The 21,320-nt window shown below is 51.0% G+C and carries 25 protein-coding genes; 20 read left to right on the top strand and 5 right to left on the bottom strand.

From position 1 onward, the window contains the following. The first annotated feature begins 107 nt into the window (after positions 1-107). The 8 genes from hflK to SK36_RS18620 all read left to right on the top strand — a co-directional run bounded on the left by hflK (position 108) and on the right by SK36_RS18620 (position 9,755). Positions 108-1,361 (top strand): FtsH protease activity modulator HflK, encoded by a 1,254-nt coding sequence (hflK, locus tag SK36_RS18655; RefSeq protein ID WP_048222322.1) that lies wholly within the window; start codon positions 108-110, stop codon positions 1,359-1,361. A gap of 2 nt (positions 1,362-1,363) precedes the next feature. Then, on the top strand, positions 1,364-2,368 hold the full coding sequence (hflC, locus tag SK36_RS18650) for a protease modulator HflC (protein ID WP_045438957.1): 1,005 nt from the start codon (positions 1,364-1,366) through the stop codon (positions 2,366-2,368). Positions 2,369-2,449: 81 nt separating this feature from the next. Then, positions 2,450-2,647, top strand: coding sequence for a DUF2065 domain-containing protein (locus SK36_RS18645; protein WP_003025602.1), 198 nt, complete (start codon positions 2,450-2,452; stop codon positions 2,645-2,647). 102 nt (positions 2,648-2,749) lie between these two features. Next, entirely contained in the window at positions 2,750-4,048 is a 1,299-nt protein-coding gene (gene purA, locus SK36_RS18640) for an adenylosuccinate synthase (RefSeq protein ID WP_045438961.1), read from the top strand. Positions 4,049-4,280: 232 nt separating this feature from the next. After that, positions 4,281-4,706 (top strand): nitric oxide-sensing transcriptional repressor NsrR, encoded by a 426-nt coding sequence (nsrR, locus tag SK36_RS18635; protein WP_045438964.1) that lies wholly within the window; start codon positions 4,281-4,283, stop codon positions 4,704-4,706. A 38-nt stretch (positions 4,707-4,744) separates the two neighbouring features. Beyond that, positions 4,745-7,207 carry a ribonuclease R gene (gene rnr / locus SK36_RS18630; protein WP_045438967.1) on the top strand — a complete coding sequence of 821 codons (2,463 nt, stop codon included), beginning with the start codon at positions 4,745-4,747 and terminating at the stop codon, positions 7,205-7,207. A gap of 72 nt (positions 7,208-7,279) precedes the next feature. Further along, positions 7,280-8,011: a 23S rRNA (guanosine(2251)-2'-O)-methyltransferase RlmB gene (gene rlmB / locus SK36_RS18625; RefSeq protein WP_048222319.1), complete on the top strand. Its 732-nt coding sequence runs from the start codon at positions 7,280-7,282 to the stop codon at positions 8,009-8,011. Between the two features lie 121 nt (positions 8,012-8,132). Beyond that, a complete protein-coding gene (locus tag SK36_RS18620) occupies positions 8,133-9,755 on the top strand; it encodes an isovaleryl-CoA dehydrogenase (protein ID WP_045438971.1) in 1,623 nt (540 codons plus the stop codon). A gap of 93 nt (positions 9,756-9,848) precedes the next feature. Here the strand turns inward: SK36_RS18620 and yjfN are convergent, their stop codons facing one another. Both yjfN and bsmA read right to left on the bottom strand, forming a co-directional pair. Then, positions 9,849-10,124 (bottom strand): DUF1471 family protease activator YjfN, encoded by a 276-nt coding sequence (gene yjfN / locus SK36_RS18615; RefSeq protein WP_136345327.1) that lies wholly within the window; start codon positions 10,122-10,124, stop codon positions 9,849-9,851. Positions 10,125-10,271: 147 nt separating this feature from the next. Beyond that, positions 10,272-10,601, bottom strand: coding sequence for a biofilm peroxide resistance protein BsmA (bsmA, locus tag SK36_RS18610; protein ID WP_071828881.1), 330 nt, complete (start codon positions 10,599-10,601; stop codon positions 10,272-10,274). A gap of 181 nt (positions 10,602-10,782) precedes the next feature. On the opposite strand from bsmA, the gene yjfP reads away from it, so the two are divergent. Further along, a complete protein-coding gene (gene yjfP / locus SK36_RS18605; RefSeq protein WP_048222316.1) occupies positions 10,783-11,532 on the top strand; it encodes an esterase in 750 nt (249 codons plus the stop codon). Here the strand turns inward: yjfP and ulaR are convergent. Further along, positions 11,529-12,284: an HTH-type transcriptional regulator UlaR gene (gene ulaR / locus SK36_RS18600; protein ID WP_045438991.1), complete on the bottom strand. Its 756-nt coding sequence runs from the start codon at positions 12,282-12,284 to the stop codon at positions 11,529-11,531. The genes yjfP and ulaR overlap by 4 nt on opposite strands. 105 nt (positions 12,285-12,389) lie before the next feature. Then, positions 12,390-13,454 (bottom strand): L-ascorbate 6-phosphate lactonase, encoded by a 1,065-nt coding sequence (ulaG, locus tag SK36_RS18595; RefSeq protein ID WP_045438994.1) that lies wholly within the window; start codon positions 13,452-13,454, stop codon positions 12,390-12,392. A gap of 363 nt (positions 13,455-13,817) precedes the next feature. Between ulaG and ulaA the strand changes: the two genes are divergently transcribed. Genes ulaA through SK36_RS18565 form a run of 6 tightly spaced genes read left to right on the top strand, consistent with a single transcriptional unit; the run spans position 13,818 to position 18,227 of the window. After that, positions 13,818-15,215, top strand: a complete 1,398-nt coding sequence (ulaA, locus tag SK36_RS18590) for a PTS ascorbate transporter subunit IIC (RefSeq protein WP_045438997.1) — start codon at positions 13,818-13,820, stop codon at positions 15,213-15,215. A gap of 15 nt (positions 15,216-15,230) precedes the next feature. Beyond that, complete coding sequence (gene ulaB, locus SK36_RS18585) at positions 15,231-15,536, top strand: PTS ascorbate transporter subunit IIB (protein WP_045439008.1); 306 nt, start codon at positions 15,231-15,233, stop codon at positions 15,534-15,536. A 9-nt stretch (positions 15,537-15,545) separates the two neighbouring features. Next, the gene (gene ulaC, locus SK36_RS18580; protein WP_045439010.1) at positions 15,546-16,013 is read left to right on the top strand and encodes a PTS ascorbate transporter subunit IIA; all 468 of its coding nucleotides are present in this window, start codon (positions 15,546-15,548) and stop codon (positions 16,011-16,013) included. 13 nt (positions 16,014-16,026) lie between these two features. Further along, entirely contained in the window at positions 16,027-16,677 is a 651-nt protein-coding gene (gene ulaD / locus SK36_RS18575) for a 3-keto-L-gulonate-6-phosphate decarboxylase UlaD (protein ID WP_045439012.1), read from the top strand. 9 nt (positions 16,678-16,686) lie between these two features. Continuing rightward, the gene (locus tag SK36_RS18570) at positions 16,687-17,541 is read left to right on the top strand and encodes an L-ribulose-5-phosphate 3-epimerase (protein ID WP_048222313.1); all 855 of its coding nucleotides are present in this window, start codon (positions 16,687-16,689) and stop codon (positions 17,539-17,541) included. Further along, positions 17,541-18,227 carry an L-ribulose-5-phosphate 4-epimerase gene (locus SK36_RS18565; protein ID WP_048222311.1) on the top strand — a complete coding sequence of 229 codons (687 nt, stop codon included), beginning with the start codon at positions 17,541-17,543 and terminating at the stop codon, positions 18,225-18,227. The genes SK36_RS18570 and SK36_RS18565 overlap by 1 nt, the downstream gene beginning before the upstream one ends. 134 nt (positions 18,228-18,361) lie before the next feature. On the opposite strand, the gene yjfY is transcribed toward SK36_RS18565, so the two are convergent. Beyond that, a complete protein-coding gene (gene yjfY, locus SK36_RS18560; RefSeq protein ID WP_045439020.1) occupies positions 18,362-18,637 on the bottom strand; it encodes a DUF1471 family protein YjfY in 276 nt (91 codons plus the stop codon). Between the two features lie 298 nt (positions 18,638-18,935). On the opposite strand from yjfY, the gene SK36_RS18555 reads away from it, so the two are divergent. The 5 genes from SK36_RS18555 (at position 18,936) to rplI (ending at position 21,299) form a co-directional block, all read left to right on the top strand. Then, a complete protein-coding gene (locus tag SK36_RS18555; RefSeq protein WP_045439023.1) occupies positions 18,936-19,700 on the top strand; it encodes a TSUP family transporter in 765 nt (254 codons plus the stop codon). Between the two features lie 159 nt (positions 19,701-19,859). Beyond that, positions 19,860-20,255 carry a 30S ribosomal protein S6 gene (rpsF, locus tag SK36_RS18550; protein WP_006686337.1) on the top strand — a complete coding sequence of 132 codons (396 nt, stop codon included), beginning with the start codon at positions 19,860-19,862 and terminating at the stop codon, positions 20,253-20,255. 6 nt (positions 20,256-20,261) lie between these two features. Beyond that, positions 20,262-20,576: a primosomal replication protein N gene (gene priB, locus SK36_RS18545; protein ID WP_006686338.1), complete on the top strand. Its 315-nt coding sequence runs from the start codon at positions 20,262-20,264 to the stop codon at positions 20,574-20,576. Positions 20,577-20,580: 4 nt separating this feature from the next. Then, positions 20,581-20,808 (top strand): 30S ribosomal protein S18, encoded by a 228-nt coding sequence (rpsR, locus tag SK36_RS18540; protein ID WP_000135199.1) that lies wholly within the window; start codon positions 20,581-20,583, stop codon positions 20,806-20,808. Between the two features lie 41 nt (positions 20,809-20,849). Continuing rightward, on the top strand, positions 20,850-21,299 hold the full coding sequence (gene rplI, locus SK36_RS18535; RefSeq protein ID WP_003025676.1) for a 50S ribosomal protein L9: 450 nt from the start codon (positions 20,850-20,852) through the stop codon (positions 21,297-21,299). Positions 21,300-21,320 lie beyond the last annotated feature (21 nt).

The following is a 21,320-nucleotide window of genomic DNA, read 5'->3' as shown; positions in this document are numbered from 1 at the left end:
GATTTTTTGCCCAATACTCATCGAATTTTGGGTTGCAGGAAGGCGGTAACGCTCCTGTAGTGCAAAAAACGGGGTATATCACCGCATAACAAATATGGAGCACAAACATGGCGTGGAATCAGCCCGGTAATAACGGACAAGACCGCGACCCCTGGGGAAGCAGCAAACCTGGCGGCAACCCTGAGGGAAATGGAAACAAAGGTGGTCGTGAGCAGGGACCTCCCGATCTTGATGATATCTTCCGCAAACTGAGTAAAAAACTCGGTGGTCTGGGTGGCGGTAAAGGTACAGGTTCTGGTGGCGGTAGTTCATCGCAAGGCCCGCGTCCACAACTGGGAGGACGGGTCTTTACTATCGCAGCAGCGGCAATTGTCATTATCTGGGCAGCCAGCGGTTTCTATACCATTAAAGAAGCGGAGCGCGGCGTGGTGACACGCTTCGGTAAATTCAGCCATCTGGTTGAGCCGGGTCTGAACTGGAAACCGACATTTATCGACGAAGTTACTCCGGTAAACGTCGAAGCTGTGCGTGAGCTTGCTGCATCCGGCGTGATGCTGACATCTGACGAAAACGTCGTGCGCGTTGAAATGAACGTGCAGTACCGTGTTACCGATCCGCAGCGTTACCTGTTTAGCGTAACCAGTGCTGATGACAGTCTGCGCCAGGCTACCGACAGCGCCTTGCGTGGGGTTATCGGCAAATACACCATGGATCGTATTCTGACCGAAGGGCGTACTGTTATTCGTAGCGACACCCAGCGTGAACTGGAAGAGACCATTCGTCCATACAACATGGGTATTACTCTGCTGGACGTCAACTTCCAGGCTGCACGTCCGCCGGAAGAGGTGAAAGCCGCGTTTGACGATGCCATCGCAGCACGTGAAAACGAGCAGCAATACATCCGTGAAGCTGAAGCGTACACCAACGAAGTTCAGCCACGCGCAAATGGTCAGGCGCAGCGTATTCTTGAAGAAGCGCGTGCATATAAAACGCGAACCATCCTGGAAGCACAGGGTGAAGTGGCTCGCTTTGCAAAAATTCTGCCGGAATATAAAGCCGCACCGCAAATTACTCGCGAGCGTCTGTATATTGAAACCATGGAAAAAGTGCTGAGCCATACCCGCAAAGTTCTGGTTAACGATAAGGGCGGCAATCTGATGGTTCTGCCGTTAGATCAGATGCTTAAAGGCGGAAATGCTCCAGCAGCAAAATCTGACAGCAGCTCAAACCTGTTGCGTCTGCCACCGGCATCAACCTCCAGTACTGGAGCAAGCAGCACTTCGTCCACCAGTCAGGGTGATATTATGGACCAACGCCGCGCGAACGCGCAGCGTAACGACTACCAGCGTCAGGGGGAATAACGATGCGTAAGTCAGTTATTGCGATTATTATCATCGTTCTGGTAGTTCTGTTCATGTCTGTCTTTGTCGTCAAAGAAGGCGAGCGTGGTATTACGCTGCGCTTTGGTAAAGTTCTGCGCGACGATGACAACAAGCCGCTGGTTTTTGCACCGGGTTTGCACTTTAAGATCCCGTTTATTGAATCAGTGAAAATGCTTGATGCGCGTATTCAGACCATGGACAACCAGGCCGATCGCTTTGTTACCAAAGAGAAGAAAGACCTGATCGTTGACTCCTACATTAAATGGCGTATCAGCGATTTTAGCCGTTACTACCTGGCAACGGGCGGTGGTGATGTTTCTCAGGCAGAAGTTCTGTTGAAACGTAAGTTCTCTGACCGTCTGCGTTCTGAAATCGGTCGTCTGGATGTAAAAGACATCGTTACCGATTCTCGAGGTCGTCTGACCCTGGAAGTCCGTGACGCGCTGAACTCCGGATCTGCTGGCACGGAAGATGAAGTAGCGACCCCTGCGGCGGATAGTGCAATTGCCGAAGCAGCTGAACGTGTTCAGGCTGAAACGAACGGTAAAGTACCGGTCATCAACCCGAACAGTATGGCGGCGTTGGGTATCGAAGTGGTCGACGTGCGTATCAAGCAAATCAACCTGCCGGCCGAAGTGTCCGAGGCTATCTACAACCGTATGCGCGCTGAGCGTGAAGCGGTAGCGCGTCGCCATCGTTCACAAGGTCAGGAAGAAGCGGAAAAACTGCGCGCAACAGCGGACTATGAAGTTACTAAAACGCTGGCAGAATCTGAGCGCCAGGGCCGTATTATGCGTGGTGAAGGTGATGCGGAGGCCGCTAAACTGTTTGCCGACGCATTTAGTCAGGATCCTGACTTCTACGCCTTCATCCGTAGCCTGCGTGCTTACGAGAAGAGCTTCGAAGGTAATCAGGACGTGATGATTATGAGTCCGGACAGCGATTTCTTCCGTTACATGAAGACACCGAATTCCGCGACACGCTAAAATAGCCCAGCGGTTTTAGACCAGTAAAACCACCGGCGTCCTCAGGGATGCGGTGGTTTTCTTTTTATATAAGGACAGCGGATGAACTCAACAATTTTGCTGGCGCTCGCGCTGGTTTTGGTGCTGGAAGGTCTTGGTCCGATGCTGTATCCCAGTGCCTGGAAGAAAATGATCTCTGCGATGGCACAACTGCCGGAAAATATTTTACGTCGTTTTGGCGGCGGTCTTGTGGTTGCGGGCGTTGTGGTCTACTACATGTTGAGGAAAACGATTGGCTGATTAATAAGTAGACTAATTTACGAATTTTTGGATGCAAAAAGTGCTGTATATCTGAAAAAGCGGTGGTAGAATCCATTTTTAAGCAAACGGTGATTTTGAAAAATGGGTAACAACGTCGTCGTACTGGGCACCCAATGGGGTGACGAAGGTAAAGGGAAGATCGTCGATCTTCTGACTGAACGGGCTAAATATGTTGTGCGCTACCAGGGTGGTCACAACGCAGGCCATACTCTCGTAATCAACGGTGAAAAAACCGTCCTCCATCTTATTCCATCAGGTATTCTTCGCGAGAATGTCATCAGCATCATCGGTAACGGTGTTGTGCTGTCTCCGTCCGCGCTGATGAAAGAGATGAAAGGACTGGAAGATCGTGGTATCCCTGTCCGTGAGCGCCTGCTGCTGTCTGAAGCTTGTCCTCTGATCCTTGATTATCATGTCGCGTTGGATAACGCACGTGAGAAAGCGCGTGGCGCGAAAGCGATCGGCACCACCGGTCGTGGCATCGGTCCGGCTTATGAAGACAAAGTAGCTCGTCGCGGTCTGCGCGTTGGCGATCTGTTTGATAAAGCAACCTTCGCTGAAAAACTGAAAGAAGTGATGGAATATCACAACTTCCAGCTGGTGAATTTCTATAAAGTTGAAGCAGTTGACTACCAAAAAGTGCTGGATGATGTGATGGCGATTGCCGACATCCTGACCTCTATGGTTGTTGATGTTTCCGATCTGCTGGACCAGGCGCGTAAACGTGGCGATTTTGTCATGTTCGAAGGTGCGCAGGGTACACTGCTGGATATCGACCATGGTACCTATCCGTACGTAACCTCCTCCAACACCACTGCTGGTGGCGTGGCAACTGGCTCCGGCCTGGGCCCACGTTATGTGGACTACGTGCTGGGTATCATTAAAGCCTACTCTACTCGTGTAGGTGCAGGTCCGTTCCCGACTGAACTGTTTGATGATGTCGGCGAGTTCCTGTGCAAGCAGGGTAACGAATATGGCGCGACCACGGGTCGTCGTCGTCGTACCGGCTGGCTGGACTCCGTTGCTGTGCGTCGCGCAGTACAGATTAACTCCCTGTCTGGCTTCTGCCTGACCAAACTGGACGTACTGGACGGTTTGAAAGAGGTGAAAATCTGTGTGGCGTACCGTATGCCGGATGGTCGTGAAGTCACGACTACCCCGCTGGCAGCAGACGACTGGAAAGGTATCGAGCCGATTTACGAAACCATGCCTGGCTGGTCTGAATCTACCTTTGGTGTAAAAGAACGTAGTGGTCTGCCGCAGGCTGCTCTGAACTACATCAAGCGTATTGAAGAACTGACCGGTGTACCAATTGATATTATCTCAACTGGTCCAGACCGTACTGAAACTATGATCCTGCGCGACCCGTTCGACGCATAATTATGGTTGTTGCATAGCGCCTGTGGCGCTATGCTTGTCGGGCCTACAGTGAGTGGGCATTTGTAGGCCGGATAAGGCGTTTTACGCTGGTATCCGGCTTAAAATCTTGTAAGTTCCTCGCTTTTTTCCTTCCCGAACTGAAATAAATTAGCGACCTGGCTGGTGGCTGGTTTATCATCAATATAATTAATACTACCAGGCTTATCCGTTTTCCCTTTTTCCTGAGGTTGATGTGCAGTTAACAAGTTTCACCGATTACGGATTACGTGCGCTAATCTACATGGCGTCGCTTCCCGAAGGACGTATGACCAGTATTTCTGAGGTGACAGAAGTCTACGGCGTGTCCCGTAATCATATGGTCAAAATAATCAATCAACTTAGCCGGGCGGGCTTCGTTACTGCTATTCGAGGAAAAAACGGCGGTATCCGCCTGGGCAAACCAGCTAAGGCTATTGGTATTGGCGATGTGGTTCGCGAGCTGGAACCTTTATCGCTGGTCAACTGTAGCAGCGAGTTTTGCCACATAACCCCTGCCTGTCGACTCAAACAGGCGCTTTCTAAAGCAGTGCAAAGTTTTCTGACGGAACTGGACAACTACACACTTGCCGATTTGGTTGAAAATAATCAACCGCTTTATAAATTATTGCTGGTGGAGTGACGAAAATCTTCATCAGAGATGACAACGGAGGAACCGAGATGTCACATGATCCTTTCCAGGAACGCGAAGCTGAAAAATACGCGAACCCTATCCCGAGCCGGGAATTTATCCTCGAACATTTAACCAAACGTGAAAAACCGGCCAACCGCGATGAGCTGGCTGTTGAACTCAACATTGAAGGTGAAGAGCAGTTAGAAGCGCTACGTCGCCGTCTGCGCGCTATGGAGCGTGATGGGCAACTGGTCTTCACTCGCCGTCAGTGCTATGCGCTGCCGGAACGTCTTGACCTGCTGAAAGGTACCGTTATTGGCCACCGTGATGGCTACGGCTTTCTGCGCGTTGAAGGACGTAAAGACGACCTGTACCTTTCCAGCGAACAGATGAAAACCTGCATCCATGGCGATCAGGTTCTGGCACAGCCGCTGGGCGCGGATCGTAAAGGCCGTCGCGAGGCACGTATTGTGCGCATACTGGTGCCAAAAACCAGCCAGATTGTCGGTCGCTACTTCACCGACGCCGGCGTAGGGTTTGTGGTACCAGATGATAGCCGCCTGAGCTTCGATATCCTTATCCCACCTGAAGAGGTAATGGGCGCCCGCATGGGATTTGTGGTAGTGGTTGAACTTACCCAGCGCCCAACCCGACGCACCAAAGCGGTAGGTAAAATTGTTGAAGTGTTGGGCGATAACATGGGCACTAGCATGGCCGTTGATATGGCTTTGCGTACTCATGAAATCCCTTATATCTGGCCGCAGGCGGTAGAGAAGCAGGTCGCCGGGCTTAAAGAAGAAGTACCGGAAGAGGCCAAAATTGGCCGCGTTGACCTGCGTGATTTACCGCTGGTGACAATTGACGGTGAAGATGCGCGTGACTTCGATGATGCCGTTTATTGTGAGAAGAAGCGCGGTGGCGGCTGGCGTTTATGGGTGGCTATCGCTGACGTAAGCTATTATGTTCGACCACCAACACCGCTGGACCAGGAAGCTCGCAATCGTGGTACGTCCGTCTACTTCCCGTCGCAGGTCGTACCGATGCTGCCGGAAGTGCTTTCCAATGGCTTGTGTTCGCTGAACCCGCAGGTGGATCGTCTGTGCATGGTGTGCGAAATGACCATTTCGTCGAAAGGTCGTTTAACCGGCTTTAAATTCTACGAAGCGGTAATGAGCTCCCATGCTCGTTTGACCTATACCAAAGTCTGGCACATGCTGCAGGGCGATCAGGAGCTGCGTGAGCAATACGCGCCGCTGGTTAAACACATTGAAGAGCTGCACAATCTGTACAAAGTGCTGGATAAAGCCCGTGAAGAACGTGGCGGTATCTCGTTTGAAAGTGAAGAAGCCAAATTTATCTTCAACGCTGAACGCCGCATTGAACGTATTGAACAGACCCAGCGTAATGACGCGCACAAACTGATTGAAGAGTGCATGATTATGGCTAACATCTCAGCGGCACGATTCGTTGAGAAAGCCAAAGAGCCTGCACTGTTCCGTATCCACGACAAGCCGACCACTGAAGCAATCACCTCCTTCCGTTCCGTACTGGCAGAGCTGGGACTGGAACTGCCTGGTGGTAACAAACCAGAGCCACGCGATTATGCCGAGTTGCTGGAATCAATTGCCGACAGACCTGACGCGGAAATGCTGCAAACTATGCTGCTGCGTTCAATGAAGCAGGCGATTTACGATCCAGAAAACCGCGGACACTTTGGTCTGGCGCTGCAGTCTTATGCACACTTTACCTCACCGATTCGTCGCTATCCGGATCTGTCTTTGCACCGTGCAATTAAGTATTTGCTGGCACAGGAGCAGGGCCACAAAGGTAACACCACGGAAACGGGGGGCTACCATTATTCGATGGAAGAGATGTTGCAACTGGGCCAGCACTGTTCCATGGCGGAGCGCCGTGCTGACGAAGCTACGCGGGACGTTTCTGACTGGCTGAAGTGCGACTTTATGCTGGATCAGGTCGGTAATGTCTTTAAAGGCGTGATTGCCAGCGTGACCGGTTTTGGTTTCTTTGTTCGTCTTGATGAGCTGTTTATTGACGGTCTGGTGCATGTCTCCTCACTGGATAATGACTATTACCGCTTTGATCAGGTTGGACAACGCCTGACGGGGGAATCCAGCGGTCAGATGTATCGCCTGGGCGATCGTGTGGAAGTTCGTGTGGAAGCCGTCAACATGGACGAGCGTAAAATCGACTTTAGCCTGATCTCCAGTGAACGCGCACCGCGTAATGAGGGTAAAACCGCGCGCGAAAAAGCGAAAAAAGGTGATGCAGGTAAAAACACCGGCAGACGTCGTCAGATGGGCAAAAAGGTGAATTTCGAGCCGGATAGTGCTTTCCGTGGCGAGAAGAAAGGCAGAGCTAAACCTCAGGCGGATAAAAAAGCGACTGAGAAAAAAGGCGACAAAAAAGCGAAAAAGCCATCGGCGAAAACGCTTAAAATCGCTGCTGCCACCAAAGCTAAACGCGCGGCGAAAAAGAAAGTCGCGGAATAACGGCCATAAACAGTAAGCCGGGTGAGCTAAGTACTGCCCGGCATTACACATAAACTATTAACGAGTACATTCATGAGTGAAATGATTTACGGCATCCATGCGGTGCAGGCTCTGCTGGAGCGTGCGCCTGAGCGCTTTCAGGACGTCTTTATTCTCAAAGGTCGTGAAGATAAACGCCTGCTGCCGCTGATCCATGCTCTGGAAGCGCAGGGCGTTGTCATCCAGTTGGCTAACCGCCAGTTTCTGGATGAGAAAAGTGAGGGTGCGGTACATCAGGGAATTATTGCCCGCGTGAAGCCGGGCCGCCAGTATCAGGAAAACGATCTGCCGGATCTGCTCGCCTCTCTCGATCAGCCGTTTTTTTTGATCCTGGATGGCGTTACCGATCCGCATAACCTGGGCGCTTGCTTGCGAAGCGCAGACGCGGCTGGTGTGCATGCTGTTATCGTCCCGAAAGATCGTTCTGCGCAGTTGAATGCGACGGCGAAAAAAGTCGCCTGTGGCGCGGCAGAAAGCGTGCCACTGATCCGTGTGACCAACCTGGCGCGCACGATGCGTATGCTGCAGGAAGAGAACATCTGGATTGTTGGGACGGCAGGTGAAGCTGACCACACTCTGTATCAGAGCAAAATGACTGGCCGCCTGGCGCTGGTCATGGGAGCTGAAGGTGAAGGTATGCGTCGTCTGACTCGCGAACACTGTGATGAGCTGATCAGTATTCCGATGGCTGGTAGCGTCTCATCGTTGAACGTCTCTGTTGCAACGGGGATCTGCCTGTTTGAGGCCGTTCGTCAGCGCGGGTAACTGAGCTCTCCATTTCCATCAAGCCATCCTCCGGGATGGCTTTTTTGTGACCGCTATCCCAGGCACCCTCTTCTGTGAGTGACCATACTTATGGTCACTGCCATTGACGGAGGGAAACACAATGCACTGGCAAACGCATACCGTTTTTAACCAACCTGTACCGCTCAATAACAGCAATTTATACCTGTCCGATGGTGCACTGTGTGAAGCGGTGAATCGTGAGGGGGCTGGCTGGGACAGCGATCTTCTTGCCAGTATTGGCCAGCAATTAGGAACGGCGGAATCGCTCGAACTGGGACGGTTGGCCAACGCTTATCCGCCAGAACTATTGCGATACGATCCGCAGGGGCAGCGACTGGATGACGTGCGTTTTCATCCCGCCTGGCATTTACTGATGCAGGGGCTGTGTGCCAACCGGGTACATAATCTTGCCTGGGAAGAAGATGCAAGACAGGGGGCATTTGTTGCCCGGGCCGCACGTTTTATGTTGCATGCGCAGGTGGAGGCAGGCACGTTATGCCCTGTTACCATGACGTTTGCCGCCACGCCGCTGTTACTTGATATGTTACCTCCACAATTTCATGACTGGTTCACACCGCTATGCAGCGATCGTTATGATTCACATCTGCTGCCCGGCGGGAAAAAGCGCGGTCTGCTGATTGGCATGGGAATGACGGAGAAACAGGGGGGATCAGATGTGCTGAGCAATACCACTCAGGCAGACCGCCTTGAGGATGGCACGTATCGGCTAATTGGGCATAAATGGTTTTTCTCCGTACCGCAAAGCGATGCTCATCTGGTGCTGGCACAGGCTAAAGGAGGGTTGTCCTGCTTCTTTGTCCCGCGATTTTTACCTGATGGGCGGCGTAACGCTATCCGTCTTGAACGGCTGAAGGATAAGTTAGGCAACCGCTCTAACGCCAGCTGCGAAGTTGAATTTCAGGATGCGATTGGCTGGCTACTGGGTGAGGAGGGAGAAGGTGTTCGTCATATCCTGAAAATGGGCGGTATGACACGTTTTGACTGTGCGCTTGGTAGCCACAGTATGATGCGGCGCGCTTTTTCCGTGGCAATTTATCATGCGCATCAGCGGCAGGTATTTGGCAAACCACTGATTGAGCAGCCGATGATGCGACAGGTATTGAGCCGGATGGCTCTCCAGTTGGAAGGCCAAACAGCGTTGTTGTTTCGGCTGGCGCGAGCCTGGGATCGTCGCAACGATGTGAAAGAAGCACTGTGGGCCAGATTATTTACGCCAGCGGCAAAGTTCGCCATCTGTAAAAGCGGTATGCCATTCGTTGCAGAGGCCATGGAAGTGCTTGGTGGCACGGGGTATTGTGAGGAGAGTGAACTGCCGCGTTTGTACCGCGAGATGCCGGTAAACAGTATCTGGGAAGGATCCGGAAACATTATGTGCCTTGATGTATTGCGAGTGTTAACGAAACAACCGGGTATGTACGATATGCTCAGTGAAGCTTTTGCTGAAGTAAAAGGGCAAGACCGACATTACGACAGAATGGTACGTCAGCTACAACAGCACTTACGTAAACCCAGTGAGGAGCTGGGACGGGAGATTACGCAGCAGCTTTTCCTGCTCGGCTGTGGGGCGCAGATGTTGCGCTATGCATCTCCGCCAGTGGCGCAGGCCTGGTGTCAGATGATGTTGGATACGCGTGGTGGTCGGCGTTTGTCTGAACAGGTGCAGAATGACTTGTTATTACGGGCTACGGGTGGCTTGTGTTAATGACTTGCCTGGCGGCTGTGCAGGAGGATCTTATCAGGCCTACACTCATACTTTCGATGTAGGCCAGATAAGTGAGCGACACCTGGCAGTATGCTATGCATAGAGTATGGCCTGTACACGCCAGTTATCAGGCTGTTGTTCTTCATACATTTGAATGATCCGATACCATGAGGCACCTTGTTCATCCGCTTTTAACGCCACAACGCGTTCCACATCCTGTGGATTTCCTGCAATGTTGCTGACAGAGATCAGTCCTATTTCGTTCAGACCCGTAACACAGTCAGCACTGGCGAACTCGGCAGGCTGTGCCGTGGTATCCACCAGTCCGGCAGAAAGCAGCAGTGAGGATAAGGCAAGTGATTGTTTCATCGTCAGCTCCATTATTCGTACCCCTACACGTGGCAGGGCATTCCATCGCGATAATAAACCTCAAGCTCCCTGCTGTTGGTTTATTGTGCACAGGTAAACGCATAGGGGCGCAAAGCAATGTAAAGCTGACTAAATTTCAATCCCGTGTTATTTACGATATAAAATGGCTTGTGAATACCATTGGCCCGTTACCACGGTTTCATCAACCAGTAATACAACGTAATAATCAGCTTTAGCCGCGGCAGCTTTGGCACGAATTTCTGCCAGCGCATCATCTGGAGAGCCTCTCACCAGAGCATTGACTGTCCCCATTCGCTGTAACCCCTGGCTCTGGTCACGGCGGATTTCTTGCGGATGGTCTGCGACAGGTGGCGCGGGTTGTGGCGTCCCCTGTAGCACGCTACAGGCGCTTAAAAACATAACCAGCATCAAAGAGGCAAACCGACGCATAACTCTATCTCGTTTCCTGATAGCCATAGTGTAGTGCCTTATTAATTTCCCTTTAGGGGAATGTTCCCGAAATGTTATCTCTCGCGCGATTTTCGAATGAAAATGTTGCGAAAGCGTAACCTAGTTCTCAACATTATGAATCATTGCCGAACACATTCACTTGCGTTAAGTATTTCTCCATGGCATACCGGAAAGAAAGAGGCGACAAATGATAGAAATTGAAACACGGCAACTGGCTGGTATTCCTGTCCTGCACGCATTTCCTGCTGGTCAACACGACCTTTCACTTCCCTGCATTATCTTTTATCACGGGTTCACTTCTTCCAGCCTGGTTTACAGCTATTTTGCCGTCGCTCTGGCACAGGCCGGGTTCCGGGTTGTTATGCCCGAAGCACCCGATCATGGTGCGCGGTTCAGTGGTGATACGCAGGGTAGAATGTACCGCTTCTGGCAGATTTTGCAGCAAAACATGCAGGAATTTACGGCGTTACGTGCGGCGCTGGTGGCAGAGAATTGGATATTAGATGAACGTCTTGCTATCGCGGGCGCCTCAATGGGTGGTATGACGGCACTGGGTATTATGGCGCGATATCCCGAGGTTAAATGTGCAGCCAGCCTGATGGGTTCGGGCTATTTTACCCACCTTGCCCATACGCTTTTTCCACCTTTATTCGTGCAGACGCCAGAGCAGCAGACGGAATTCGATACGATAATAGCTCCGCTCGCTGAGTGGGATGTGACGCATCAGTTGGACCGACTGGCCGACAGACCGCTTTTATTGTGGCATGGACAGGATGACGATGTGGTCCCGGCCGTTGAAACCTTCCGCTTACAACAGGCGTTGATTCAGGCAGGTCTGGATAAAAATCTGACCTGCCTGTGGGAAGCTGGCGTGCGCCACCGTATCACGCCAGAAGCGCTGGCAGCGACGGTATCATTTTTCCGCCAACATCTCTAAACGCGCAAAATGTTTACACCCTGCGCTTCGAGCTGTTGCAAGATCTCAGGGTTCGCATTTTTACCGGTAATCAGCATATCGATTTGATCGGCACGGCTGAATAACATACCTGCACGTTCACCCACTTTACTGCTATCGACCAGTACTACCAGTTTGCCGACTACGCTAAGCATCTTCTGTTCTGCCATCGCGGTCAGCATGTCAGTTTTATACAGCCCGTCAGCGGTAAGTCCTTTGCCGCTGGTAAACATCCAGTGCCCGGCGTACAGGCTATTCTCGCTGCCCTGCGGGCTAAGTGTGATGGACTGGCTCTTGTTATATTGCCCGCCCATGATGATTACGCTCTCATGCTCCTGGTCGATCAGATAATTTGCCAGCGGCAGATAATTAGTAATGATCTGCACCGGCTTGCCACACATTTCCCGCCCAAGCAGGAATGCAGTGGATCCACAGTTGATCACCACGCTTTCGCCAGGATTGATCAGTTGTGACGCTGCCTTGGCTATGCGTACCTTCTCGTCATGATTCTGTGCCTGGTGCAGATTCATCGGCGTCCAGCGTGGCCGCTGTTGAGTAATGGCTTCTGCGCCGTTACGAACTTTTTTAAGCTTGCCGTTTTCGTCAAGTTTGTTGATATCCCGACGTGCCGTAGCGGGTGAGATTCCTAAGCGTTCTACGACATTTTCAACGGTCACAAAGCCCAGCTGTGCCAGCATATCGAGTAGAATTTGATGTCTTTGTGCTTCAGTCATGAGCTATTCCGATACAAAATGATTTTTTAAGATGATATTTGAAATAGCCTGAAAATACTAAAGTAAATATTGAAAAATGCCGGGAAAAACCCGGCATCATAGCGATTAGAGGAAGGATTTAAACGGCAGATCCGGCTCGATTGTAAAACAGTCGTCAAAACCGCGTGGATAGTGATATTCAAAGTTATCTTTATCCAGCGGCCAGGTGAACTTGCCGCCAACCTGCCAGATAAACGGCTTGAAGCCATACTTCAACCGATCTTTTTTCATCTCCCACAGAACACGGATCTCTTGCGGATCGGCCTGGAAGTTTGACCAGATATCATGGTGGAACGGGATCACCACTTTGGTATTTAACGCTTCCGCCATGCGCAGCATGTCGGAGCTGGTCATCTTGTCGGTAATGCCGCGCGGGTTTTCGCCATAGGAACCCAGTGCCACATCTATCTGATGTTCATTGCCGTGTTTTGCGTAGTAGTTGGAGTAGTGGGAGTCTCCGCTGTGATACAGCGTACCGCCCGGCGTTTTGAACAGGTAGTTAACGGCACGCATATCCATGCCGTCTGGAAGGACACCGGCCGCTTTTTGCTCGACTGGCAGTGTGATCAGCGCTGTGCGGTCAAATGCATCAAGAGCATGAATTTCAATGTCTTTTATTTTAACAACGTCACCCGGTTTCACTACGATGCAGCGTTCTTTTGGCACACCCCAGCCGATCCACAGATCCACGCAGGTTTGCGGCCCGATGAATGGTACATCGTCGGCACAGTTCTGCATGACGGCCGCAGCAACGTTAACGTCAATGTGATCGTTATGATCGTGAGTGGCCAGTACAGCGTCGATCTGGCGAATAGCGAAAGGATCGAGCACAAATGGCGTGGTGCGCAGGTTTGGCTGCAATTTCTTTACTCCGGCCATACGCTGCATCTGATGCCCGGTTTTCATCAGCGGATTACCGTGGCTCTGCTTACCTGTCCCGCACCAAAAATCGACACAGACGTTAGCCCCACCTTCTGATTTCAGCCAGATCCCGGTACAACCTAGCCACCACATGGCAAAGGTGCCTGGTGCAACCTGCTCCTGTTCGATCTCTTCATTCAGCCAGCTTCCCCACTCCGGGAACGTGCTCAGGATCCATGATTCACGCGTGATGCTTTTTACTTTACTCATCGCATTTACCTTCATGTTTGTTCAAGTTGAATCAAAGTGTGATTTGTTTTGATTAATCCTGACACTATTTTTTCACGTTGGCAATGACTTGTTTTTCGCGACCAGCATCTCGGACAGAGTGTAATTACGAGGGAATTACGCGAGGTTTTATTTGGGGTATTTTATTATTTATTTGATTTTATTGCACTTAATCGTGATTTGAGTTGATGATGATTAATCCTTTCCTGATCTATAGGAATTATTTGCGTGGTGCGTCACATTTAATCAAATTCAATCTTGTTGTGATTACTTTTGAAAATTAGAGTGAGGGTACAACATTCGGGTATCAACAAAACCCGGCAACTTCGTTTACTGGAGATCGTTATGGAGATCCTCTACAACATCTTTACCGTCTTTTTTAATCAGGTAATGACCAATGCTCCGCTGCTGTTGGGTATTGTGACCTGTCTTGGCTACATCCTGCTGCGTAAGAGCGTCAGCGTGATTATCAAAGGCACGATCAAAACAATCATCGGTTTTATGTTGTTGCAGGCGGGGTCCGGCATCCTGACCAGCACCTTTAAACCAGTGGTGGCGAAGATGTCTGAGGTTTATGGCATCAACGGCGCGATTTCAGATACCTACGCCTCAATGATGGCGACCATTGAACGTATGGGCGATGCCTATAGTTGGGTAGGCTACGCCGTGTTATTGGCGCTGGCGCTGAACATTTGTTACGTCCTGCTGCGGCGTATTACCGGTATCCGCACTATCATGTTGACCGGCCACATCATGTTCCAGCAAGCGGGGCTGATTGCGGTCTCTTTCTACATCTTCGGTTACCCGATGTGGACCACCATTATCTGTACCGCGGTGCTGGTGTCGCTCTACTGGGGCATTACCTCCAACATGATGTACAAGCCGACCCAGGAAGTCACCGACGGTTGCGGCTTCTCCATTGGTCACCAGCAGCAATTCGCTTCGTGGATGGCTTACAAACTCGCGCCATATCTGGGTAAAAAAGAAGAGAGCGTCGAAGATCTTAAGCTGCCTGGCTGGCTGAATATCTTCCATGACAACATCGTTTCTACAGCCATTGTGATGACCATTTTCTTTGGAGCGATCCTGCTTTCCTTCGGTATTGATGTTGTCCAGGCGATGGCGGGTAAAACCCACTGGACTATCTATATCCTGCAAACTGGTTTCTCGTTCGCGGTCGCGATCTTCATCATCACCCAGGGCGTACGTATGTTCGTTGCTGAACTTTCAGAAGCGTTCAATGGTATTTCTCAACGCCTTATTCCCGGCGCAGTACTGGCGATTGACTGTGCGGCGATTTATAGCTTTGCACCAAATGCGGTGGTCTGGGGTTTTATGTGGGGCACCATCGGCCAGTTGATCGCCGTCGGTATCCTGGTGGGTTTCGGCTCATCCATTCTGATAATCCCTGGCTTTATCCCAATGTTCTTCTCTAACGCCACTATTGGTGTGTTTGCTAACCACTTTGGCGGCTGGCGTGCGGCGCTCAAAATTTGTCTGGTGATGGGGATGATCGAAATCTTTGGCTGCGTCTGGGCGGTGAAACTCACCGGCATGAGCGCCTGGATGGGGATGGCGGATTGGTCGATTCTGGCTCCACCGATGATGCAGGGCTTTGCCTCACTCGGACTGATTTTTATGGCCGTCATGATTCTGATTTCACTGGCTTATATGTTTTTCGCAGGGCGCACATTGCGCGCTGAGGAAGATGCAGAAAAACAACTGGCAGGGCAATCTGCCTAATAAGGAGTTCCGATTATGACCGTACGTATTCTGGCTGTGTGTGGCAATGGGCAAGGCAGTTCCATGATCATGAAAATGAAAGTGGATCAGTTTTTAACCCAGTCAAATATTGACCATACGGTGAACAGTTGCGCGGTGGGCGAATACAAAAGCGAGCTGAGCGGCGCAGATATCATCATCGCCTCTACCCATATCGCCGGTGAAATCACTGTTTCCGGCAACAAATATGTCGTTGGCGTACGCAATATGCTATCGCCAGCCGATTTTGGTCCAAAGCTGCTGGAAGTGATCAAAGAACATTTTCCGCAGGATGTGAAGTAAGGACGCCATATGAAATTACGTGATTCATTAGCGGACAATAACGCCATCCTTTTGCAGGCTGATGCCAGCACCTGGCAGGAAGCCGTAAAGCTGGGCGTCGATCTGCTGGTTAAGGCCGATGTTGTCGAACCGCGTTACTACCAGGCGATTCTCGACGGCGTAGAGCAGTTTGGCCCGTATTTTGTGATAGCACCTGGTCTGGCTATGCCTCATGGCCGCCCGGAGGAAGGTGTGAAGAAAACCGGGTTTGCCCTGGTTACGCTGAAAACACCGCTGGTGTTTAACCATGAAGATAACGACCCGGTTGATATTCTGATCACCATGGCGGCAGTGGATGCCAACACGCATCAGGAGGTTGGCATCATGCAGATTGTTAATCTGTTTGAAGATGAAGCTAATTTTGATCGTTTACGTGCCTGCCGCACCGCGCAGGAAGTACTGGATTTAATTGATAACGCCACTGCGGCGGCTGCTTAAAAGGAACACTAAAATGTCATTACCTATGTTGCAGGTAGCGCTGGATAATCAAACGATGGCTTCCGCGTATGAAACAACACGCCTGATTGCAGATGAAGTGGACATCATTGAAGTTGGTACGATTCTCTGTGTCGCTGAAGGCGTGCGTGCGGTTCGCGATCTTAAAGCGCTGTATCCGCATAAAATCGTACTGGCGGATGCCAAAATTGCCGATGCAGGCAAAATTCTTTCTCGTATGTGCTTTGAAGCCAACGCTGACTGGGTGACTGTGATCTGCTGTGCGGATATCAACACCACCAAAGGTGCGCTGGATGTGGCGAAAGAATTCAATGGCGATGTACAGATTGAACTGACCGGTTACTGGACCTGGGAACAGGCGCAGGAATGGCGTGACGCGGGCATTGGACAGGTTGTGTATCACCGTAGTCGCGATGCACAGGCCGCAGGTGTGGCGTGGGGGGACGCAGATATCAGTGCCATCAAACGTCTGGCCGATATGGGCTTCAAAGTCACCGTTACCGGCGGTCTGGCGCTGGAGGATCTACCGTTGTTCAAAGGCATTCCAATCCATGTTTTTATCGCCGGTCGCAGCATTCGTGATGCAGCCTCACCGGTAGAAGCTGCTCGTCAGTTCAAACGTTCCATCGCCCAACTTTGGGGCTAAGGAGCGGTTATGTTGTCGAAACAGATCCCGCTCGGTATCTATGAAAAAGCGCTTCCCGTCGGGGAGTGCTGGCAAACGCGGCTGAAGCTTGCCAGAGAACTGGGTTTTGATTTTGTTGAGATGTCTGTTGATGAAACAGACGACCGCCTGGCGCGCCTGGACTGGAGCAGTGAGCAGCGTCTGGCGCTGGTAAGTGCGATTGCCGAAACCGGTGTGCGTGTCCCTTCCATGTGCCTGAGTGCGCATCGTCGTTTTCCGCTCGGTAGCGAAGATGACGCGGTGCGTGACCAGGGACTGGAGATCATGCGTAAAGCGATCCGATTTGCTCAGGATATTGGCATTCGCGTGATCCAACTGGCGGGTTACGACGTTTACTACCAGAAGGCCAATAACGAAACGCGTCGTCGTTTTCGCGATGGGCTGAAAGAGAGCGTGGAAATGGCGAGTCGTGCTCAGGTGACGCTGGCGATGGAGATTATGGATTATCCCCTGATGAACTCGATCAGCAAGGCGCTGGGTTATGCGCACTACCTGAACAATCCTTGGTTCCAGCTTTATCCTGATATTGGCAATCTGTCGGCGTGGGATAACGACGTGCAGATGGAATTACAGGCCGGGATAGGACATATCGTGGCGGTACACGTTAAAGACACCAAACCCGGTGTGTTCAAAAACGTGCCGTTTGGCGAGGGCGTGGTGGATTTCGAACGTTGTTTTGCGACACTCAAGCAGAGTGGGTATTGCGGGCCATACCTGATTGAGATGTGGAGTGAAACGGCAGATGATCCGGCACGAGAAGTGGCGAAAGCGCGTGATTGGGTGAAAGCGCGTATGGCAAGCGTTGGTCTGGTGGAGGCGGCGTAATGCAAAAGCTTAAACAGCAGGTGTTCGATGCCAACATGGATTTGCCGCGCTACGGACTGGTGACTTTTACCTGGGGTAACGTGAGTAGCATCGACCGCGAACGCGGGTGGGTAGTGATCAAACCCAGCGGTGTTGCTTATGAGGCCATGACCGCAGACGATATGGTTGTGGTCGATATGACAGGGAACGTGGTGGAAGGGCGTTATCGTCCTTCCTCTGATACTGCGACGCATTTGGCACTGTACCGCCGCTATCCGTCGCTCGGCGGCGTGGTGCATACCCACTCAACCCATGCGACGGCATGGGCGCAGGCGGGGCTGGCGATCCCAGCACTTGGCACTACGCATGCGGATTATTTCTTTGGCGATATTCCCTGCACCCGGGCGTTAAACGAAGAAGAGGTACAGAGCGAATATGAGCTGAACACCGGCAAGGTCATCATTGAAACTCTGGGGGACGTTGAACCGCTGCATACCCCAGGTGTGGTGGTGTATCAGCACGGTCCGTTTGCGTGGGGGAAAACTGCCCATGAGGCGGTACATAACGCAGTGGTGATGGAAGAGGTGGCGAAGATGGCGTGGATTGCGCGCGGCATCAACCCATGCCTCAATCCCATTGATGACTACCTGATGAACAAACACTTCATGCGTAAGCACGGCCCGAACGCCTATTACGGACAGAAATAAACAAAACGCTCCGGAGCTAACGCTTTCAGGGGATGTTATCGATCAGCTCCGGATGCGTTTTACTGCAAAAAAAGCCCCCAATGAAGGGGGCAAGTCAAACTGTGGCAATGTTCTCGTTGGTTATTTCTGGATAGCTAGCGATAAATATCCGCGCTGGCGCGCATATTTCCGTTACTACCTGGCTCCCTGGTGAGGATTACGTGGTAGTAGGTAGCGCCTTGAGCATCTGTTTCTTCATTCAGGGCCTGATTGGCTTCACTTTCAGTGGCGAAGTTATGGTTTATGTAAATTACGCCTAAGCTCTGCACATCATCCATATTTCTGGCCTGATGATTGTCAATCTTGATGGCTGCTGTTGCACTTGCACTGAGCAAAAGTACAGCCAGAAGGGTCAAAACACGGGCTCGCATATGTACCTCCTCGACTGCGGTCTCTGGTTCGCTTTCTCCTGTGAGTAGATAACTTCTGATTTAATTTTAACCGTTACCGACGGAGTCGATAGCGACCATTTCTGATGCAGTTGTTCAAAAAATTACCGCATGCCTGTCTTTCCTTTAATTAACAGTTAGCTGATGTCTACCGCTGTGGTTAAAAATTCCTGTTTTCCAGGCATAACCTCTTACCAAATGGTCAATTTAACCGAATGAGTACGCCGTCTATAGTGAGCTGAAAAAATAATATAACTTTATGATTATAAGGCAAAAACTTATGGATACTTCATTCATGGATTTCAGCTATTTCCTGATTATGTTTATGGTTGCGCTGGTAGCTGGTTTTATTAACGTAGTGTCGGGGGGCGGTGGGTTTCTCTCTATTGGCGCATTGTTGATTTCCGGTTTGCCGCCGGCCAACGCATTGGCGACCAATAAAATTCAGGCGTTGGGCAGTTCGCTCACCTCCGGGATTTATTTTTTACGCCGAGGGCATATCAATGTTCAGGAACACAAATATGTATTTTTATCTGCCTTTATTGGTTCTGCGCTGGGCACCACATTAATCCAGTTTATTGAGCCGGACCTGCTAAAAAAGTTGCTGCCGGTACTGATTATCGCCGTCGCCATCTATTTCATATTTGCCCCTAATCTCAGTGAACCGAAAAGAAAACAGCAGGTGTCACTGCTTCTTTTTTCACTTATCGGCGGCGGGTGCGTGGGTTTTTATGATGGGTTTCTTGGCGCTGGGGCCGGCTCTTTCTATACGCTCTGCTATATCCTGCTTTGGGGATACAGCATCGATAAGGCGCAAATCCACTCTAACTTTATTAATCTGGCATCGAACATCGCCTCGATTTTGTTTTTTATCTTCGGCGGTAAAATGATCTGGTCGCTGGGGCTGGTCATGTTCGTGGGACAATCCCTCGGTGCGCGTCTGGGGGCCACGGTGGTGCTGACGCGAGGAAAGAAAGTCATCAGACCGATGATTGTGATTGTCTCCATTTGCATCAGCGTCAAAATGCTGCTGGATATGTATTAATGACGCCATGATAAATAATCGAACAATCGCCTTGTGTTTGGCGGTAGGCGCAAGTATGATTACGCGTCAATTTTTCAGCCGACCTTTAACACGTTCCTTGCCTCCCCGGGCCTCGGCTGACCCAGACAGGAGGCTGAATAATCCGTAAGGAGCAATTCGATGCGTCATTACGAAATCGTTTTTATGGTCCATCCTGACCAGAGCGAACAGGTTCCGGGTATGATCGAACGCTACACTGGTGCAATCACTGCAGCAGAAGGCACGATCCACCGTCTGGAAGACTGGGGCCGCCGTCAGCTGGCTTACCCGATCAACAAACTGCACAAAGCTCACTACGTTCTGCTGAACGTTGAAGCGCCGCAGGAAGTTATCGATGAGCTGGAAACAAACTTCCGCTTCAACGATGCCGTTATCCGTAGCATGGTAATGCGTACTAAGCACGCTGTTACCGAAGCATCTCCGATGGTTAAAGCGAAAGACGAGCGTCGTGAACGTCGCGATGATTTCGCAAACGAAACCGCAGATGATGCAGATGCTGGGGATTCTGAAGAGTAATTTCTGATGACCAACCGTCTGGCGTTGTCCGGCACCGTGTGCAGGGCTCCCCTTCGAAAGGTCAGTCCATCAGGAATTCCTCATTGCCAGTTCGTGCTTGAGCATCGTTCTGTGCAGGAGGAAGCCGGTTTTCACCGGCAGGCATGGTGCCAAATGCCCGTTATTGTTAGCGGACACGAAAACCAGGCCATTACTCACAGTATAACGGTCGGTAGCGCAGTGACCGTTCAGGGGTTCATTTCTTGCCATAAGGCAAAGAACGGCCTGAGCAAAATGGTTCTGCATGCCGAGCAGATTGAATTGATAGATTCTGGAGACTAGCCATATGGCACGTTATTTCCGTCGTCGCAAGTTCTGCCGTTTCACCGCGGAAGGCGTTCAAGAGATCGACTATAAAGATATCGCTACGCTGAAAAACTACATCACCGAAAGCGGTAAGATTGTCCCAAGCCGTATCACCGGTACCCGTGCAAAATACCAGCGTCAGCTGGCTCGCGCTATCAAACGCGCTCGCTACCTGTCCCTGCTGCCGTACACTGATCGTCATCAGTAATCGGTCACGGTCCATTAATACGACTTTGAGAGGATAAGGTAATGCAAGTTATTCTGCTTGATAAAGTAGCAAACCTGGGTAGCCTGGGTGATCAGGTTAACGTTAAAGCGGGCTATGCTCGTAACTTCCTGGTACCACAGGGTAAAGCTGTTCCTGCTACCAAGAAAAACGTTGAATTTTTCGAAGCGCGTCGCGCTGAACTGGAAGCCAAACTGGCTGACGTTCTGTCTGCTGCTGAAGCTCGTGCTGAGAAAATCAACGCACTGGAAACCGTAACCATCGCGTCCAAAGCGGGCGATGAAGGTAAACTGTTCGGTTCCATCGGTACTCGCGACATCGCTGACGCTGTAACTGCAGCTGGCGTTGAAGTGGCTAAGAGCGAAGTTCGTCTGCCGAACGGTGTTCTGCGTACCACTGGTGAGCATGAAGTGAGCTTCCAGGTTCACAGCGAAGTGTTTGCTAAGCTGACTGTAAACGTAGTTGCAGAATAAGTTTTTATTCTGAAAACCGCG

Source organism: Citrobacter sp. MGH106 (assembly GCF_001037495.1).
In the GTDB taxonomy this organism is placed as follows: domain Bacteria; phylum Pseudomonadota; class Gammaproteobacteria; order Enterobacterales; family Enterobacteriaceae; genus Citrobacter; species Citrobacter murliniae.
This window is presented reverse-complemented; position numbering and strand designations above follow the sequence as displayed.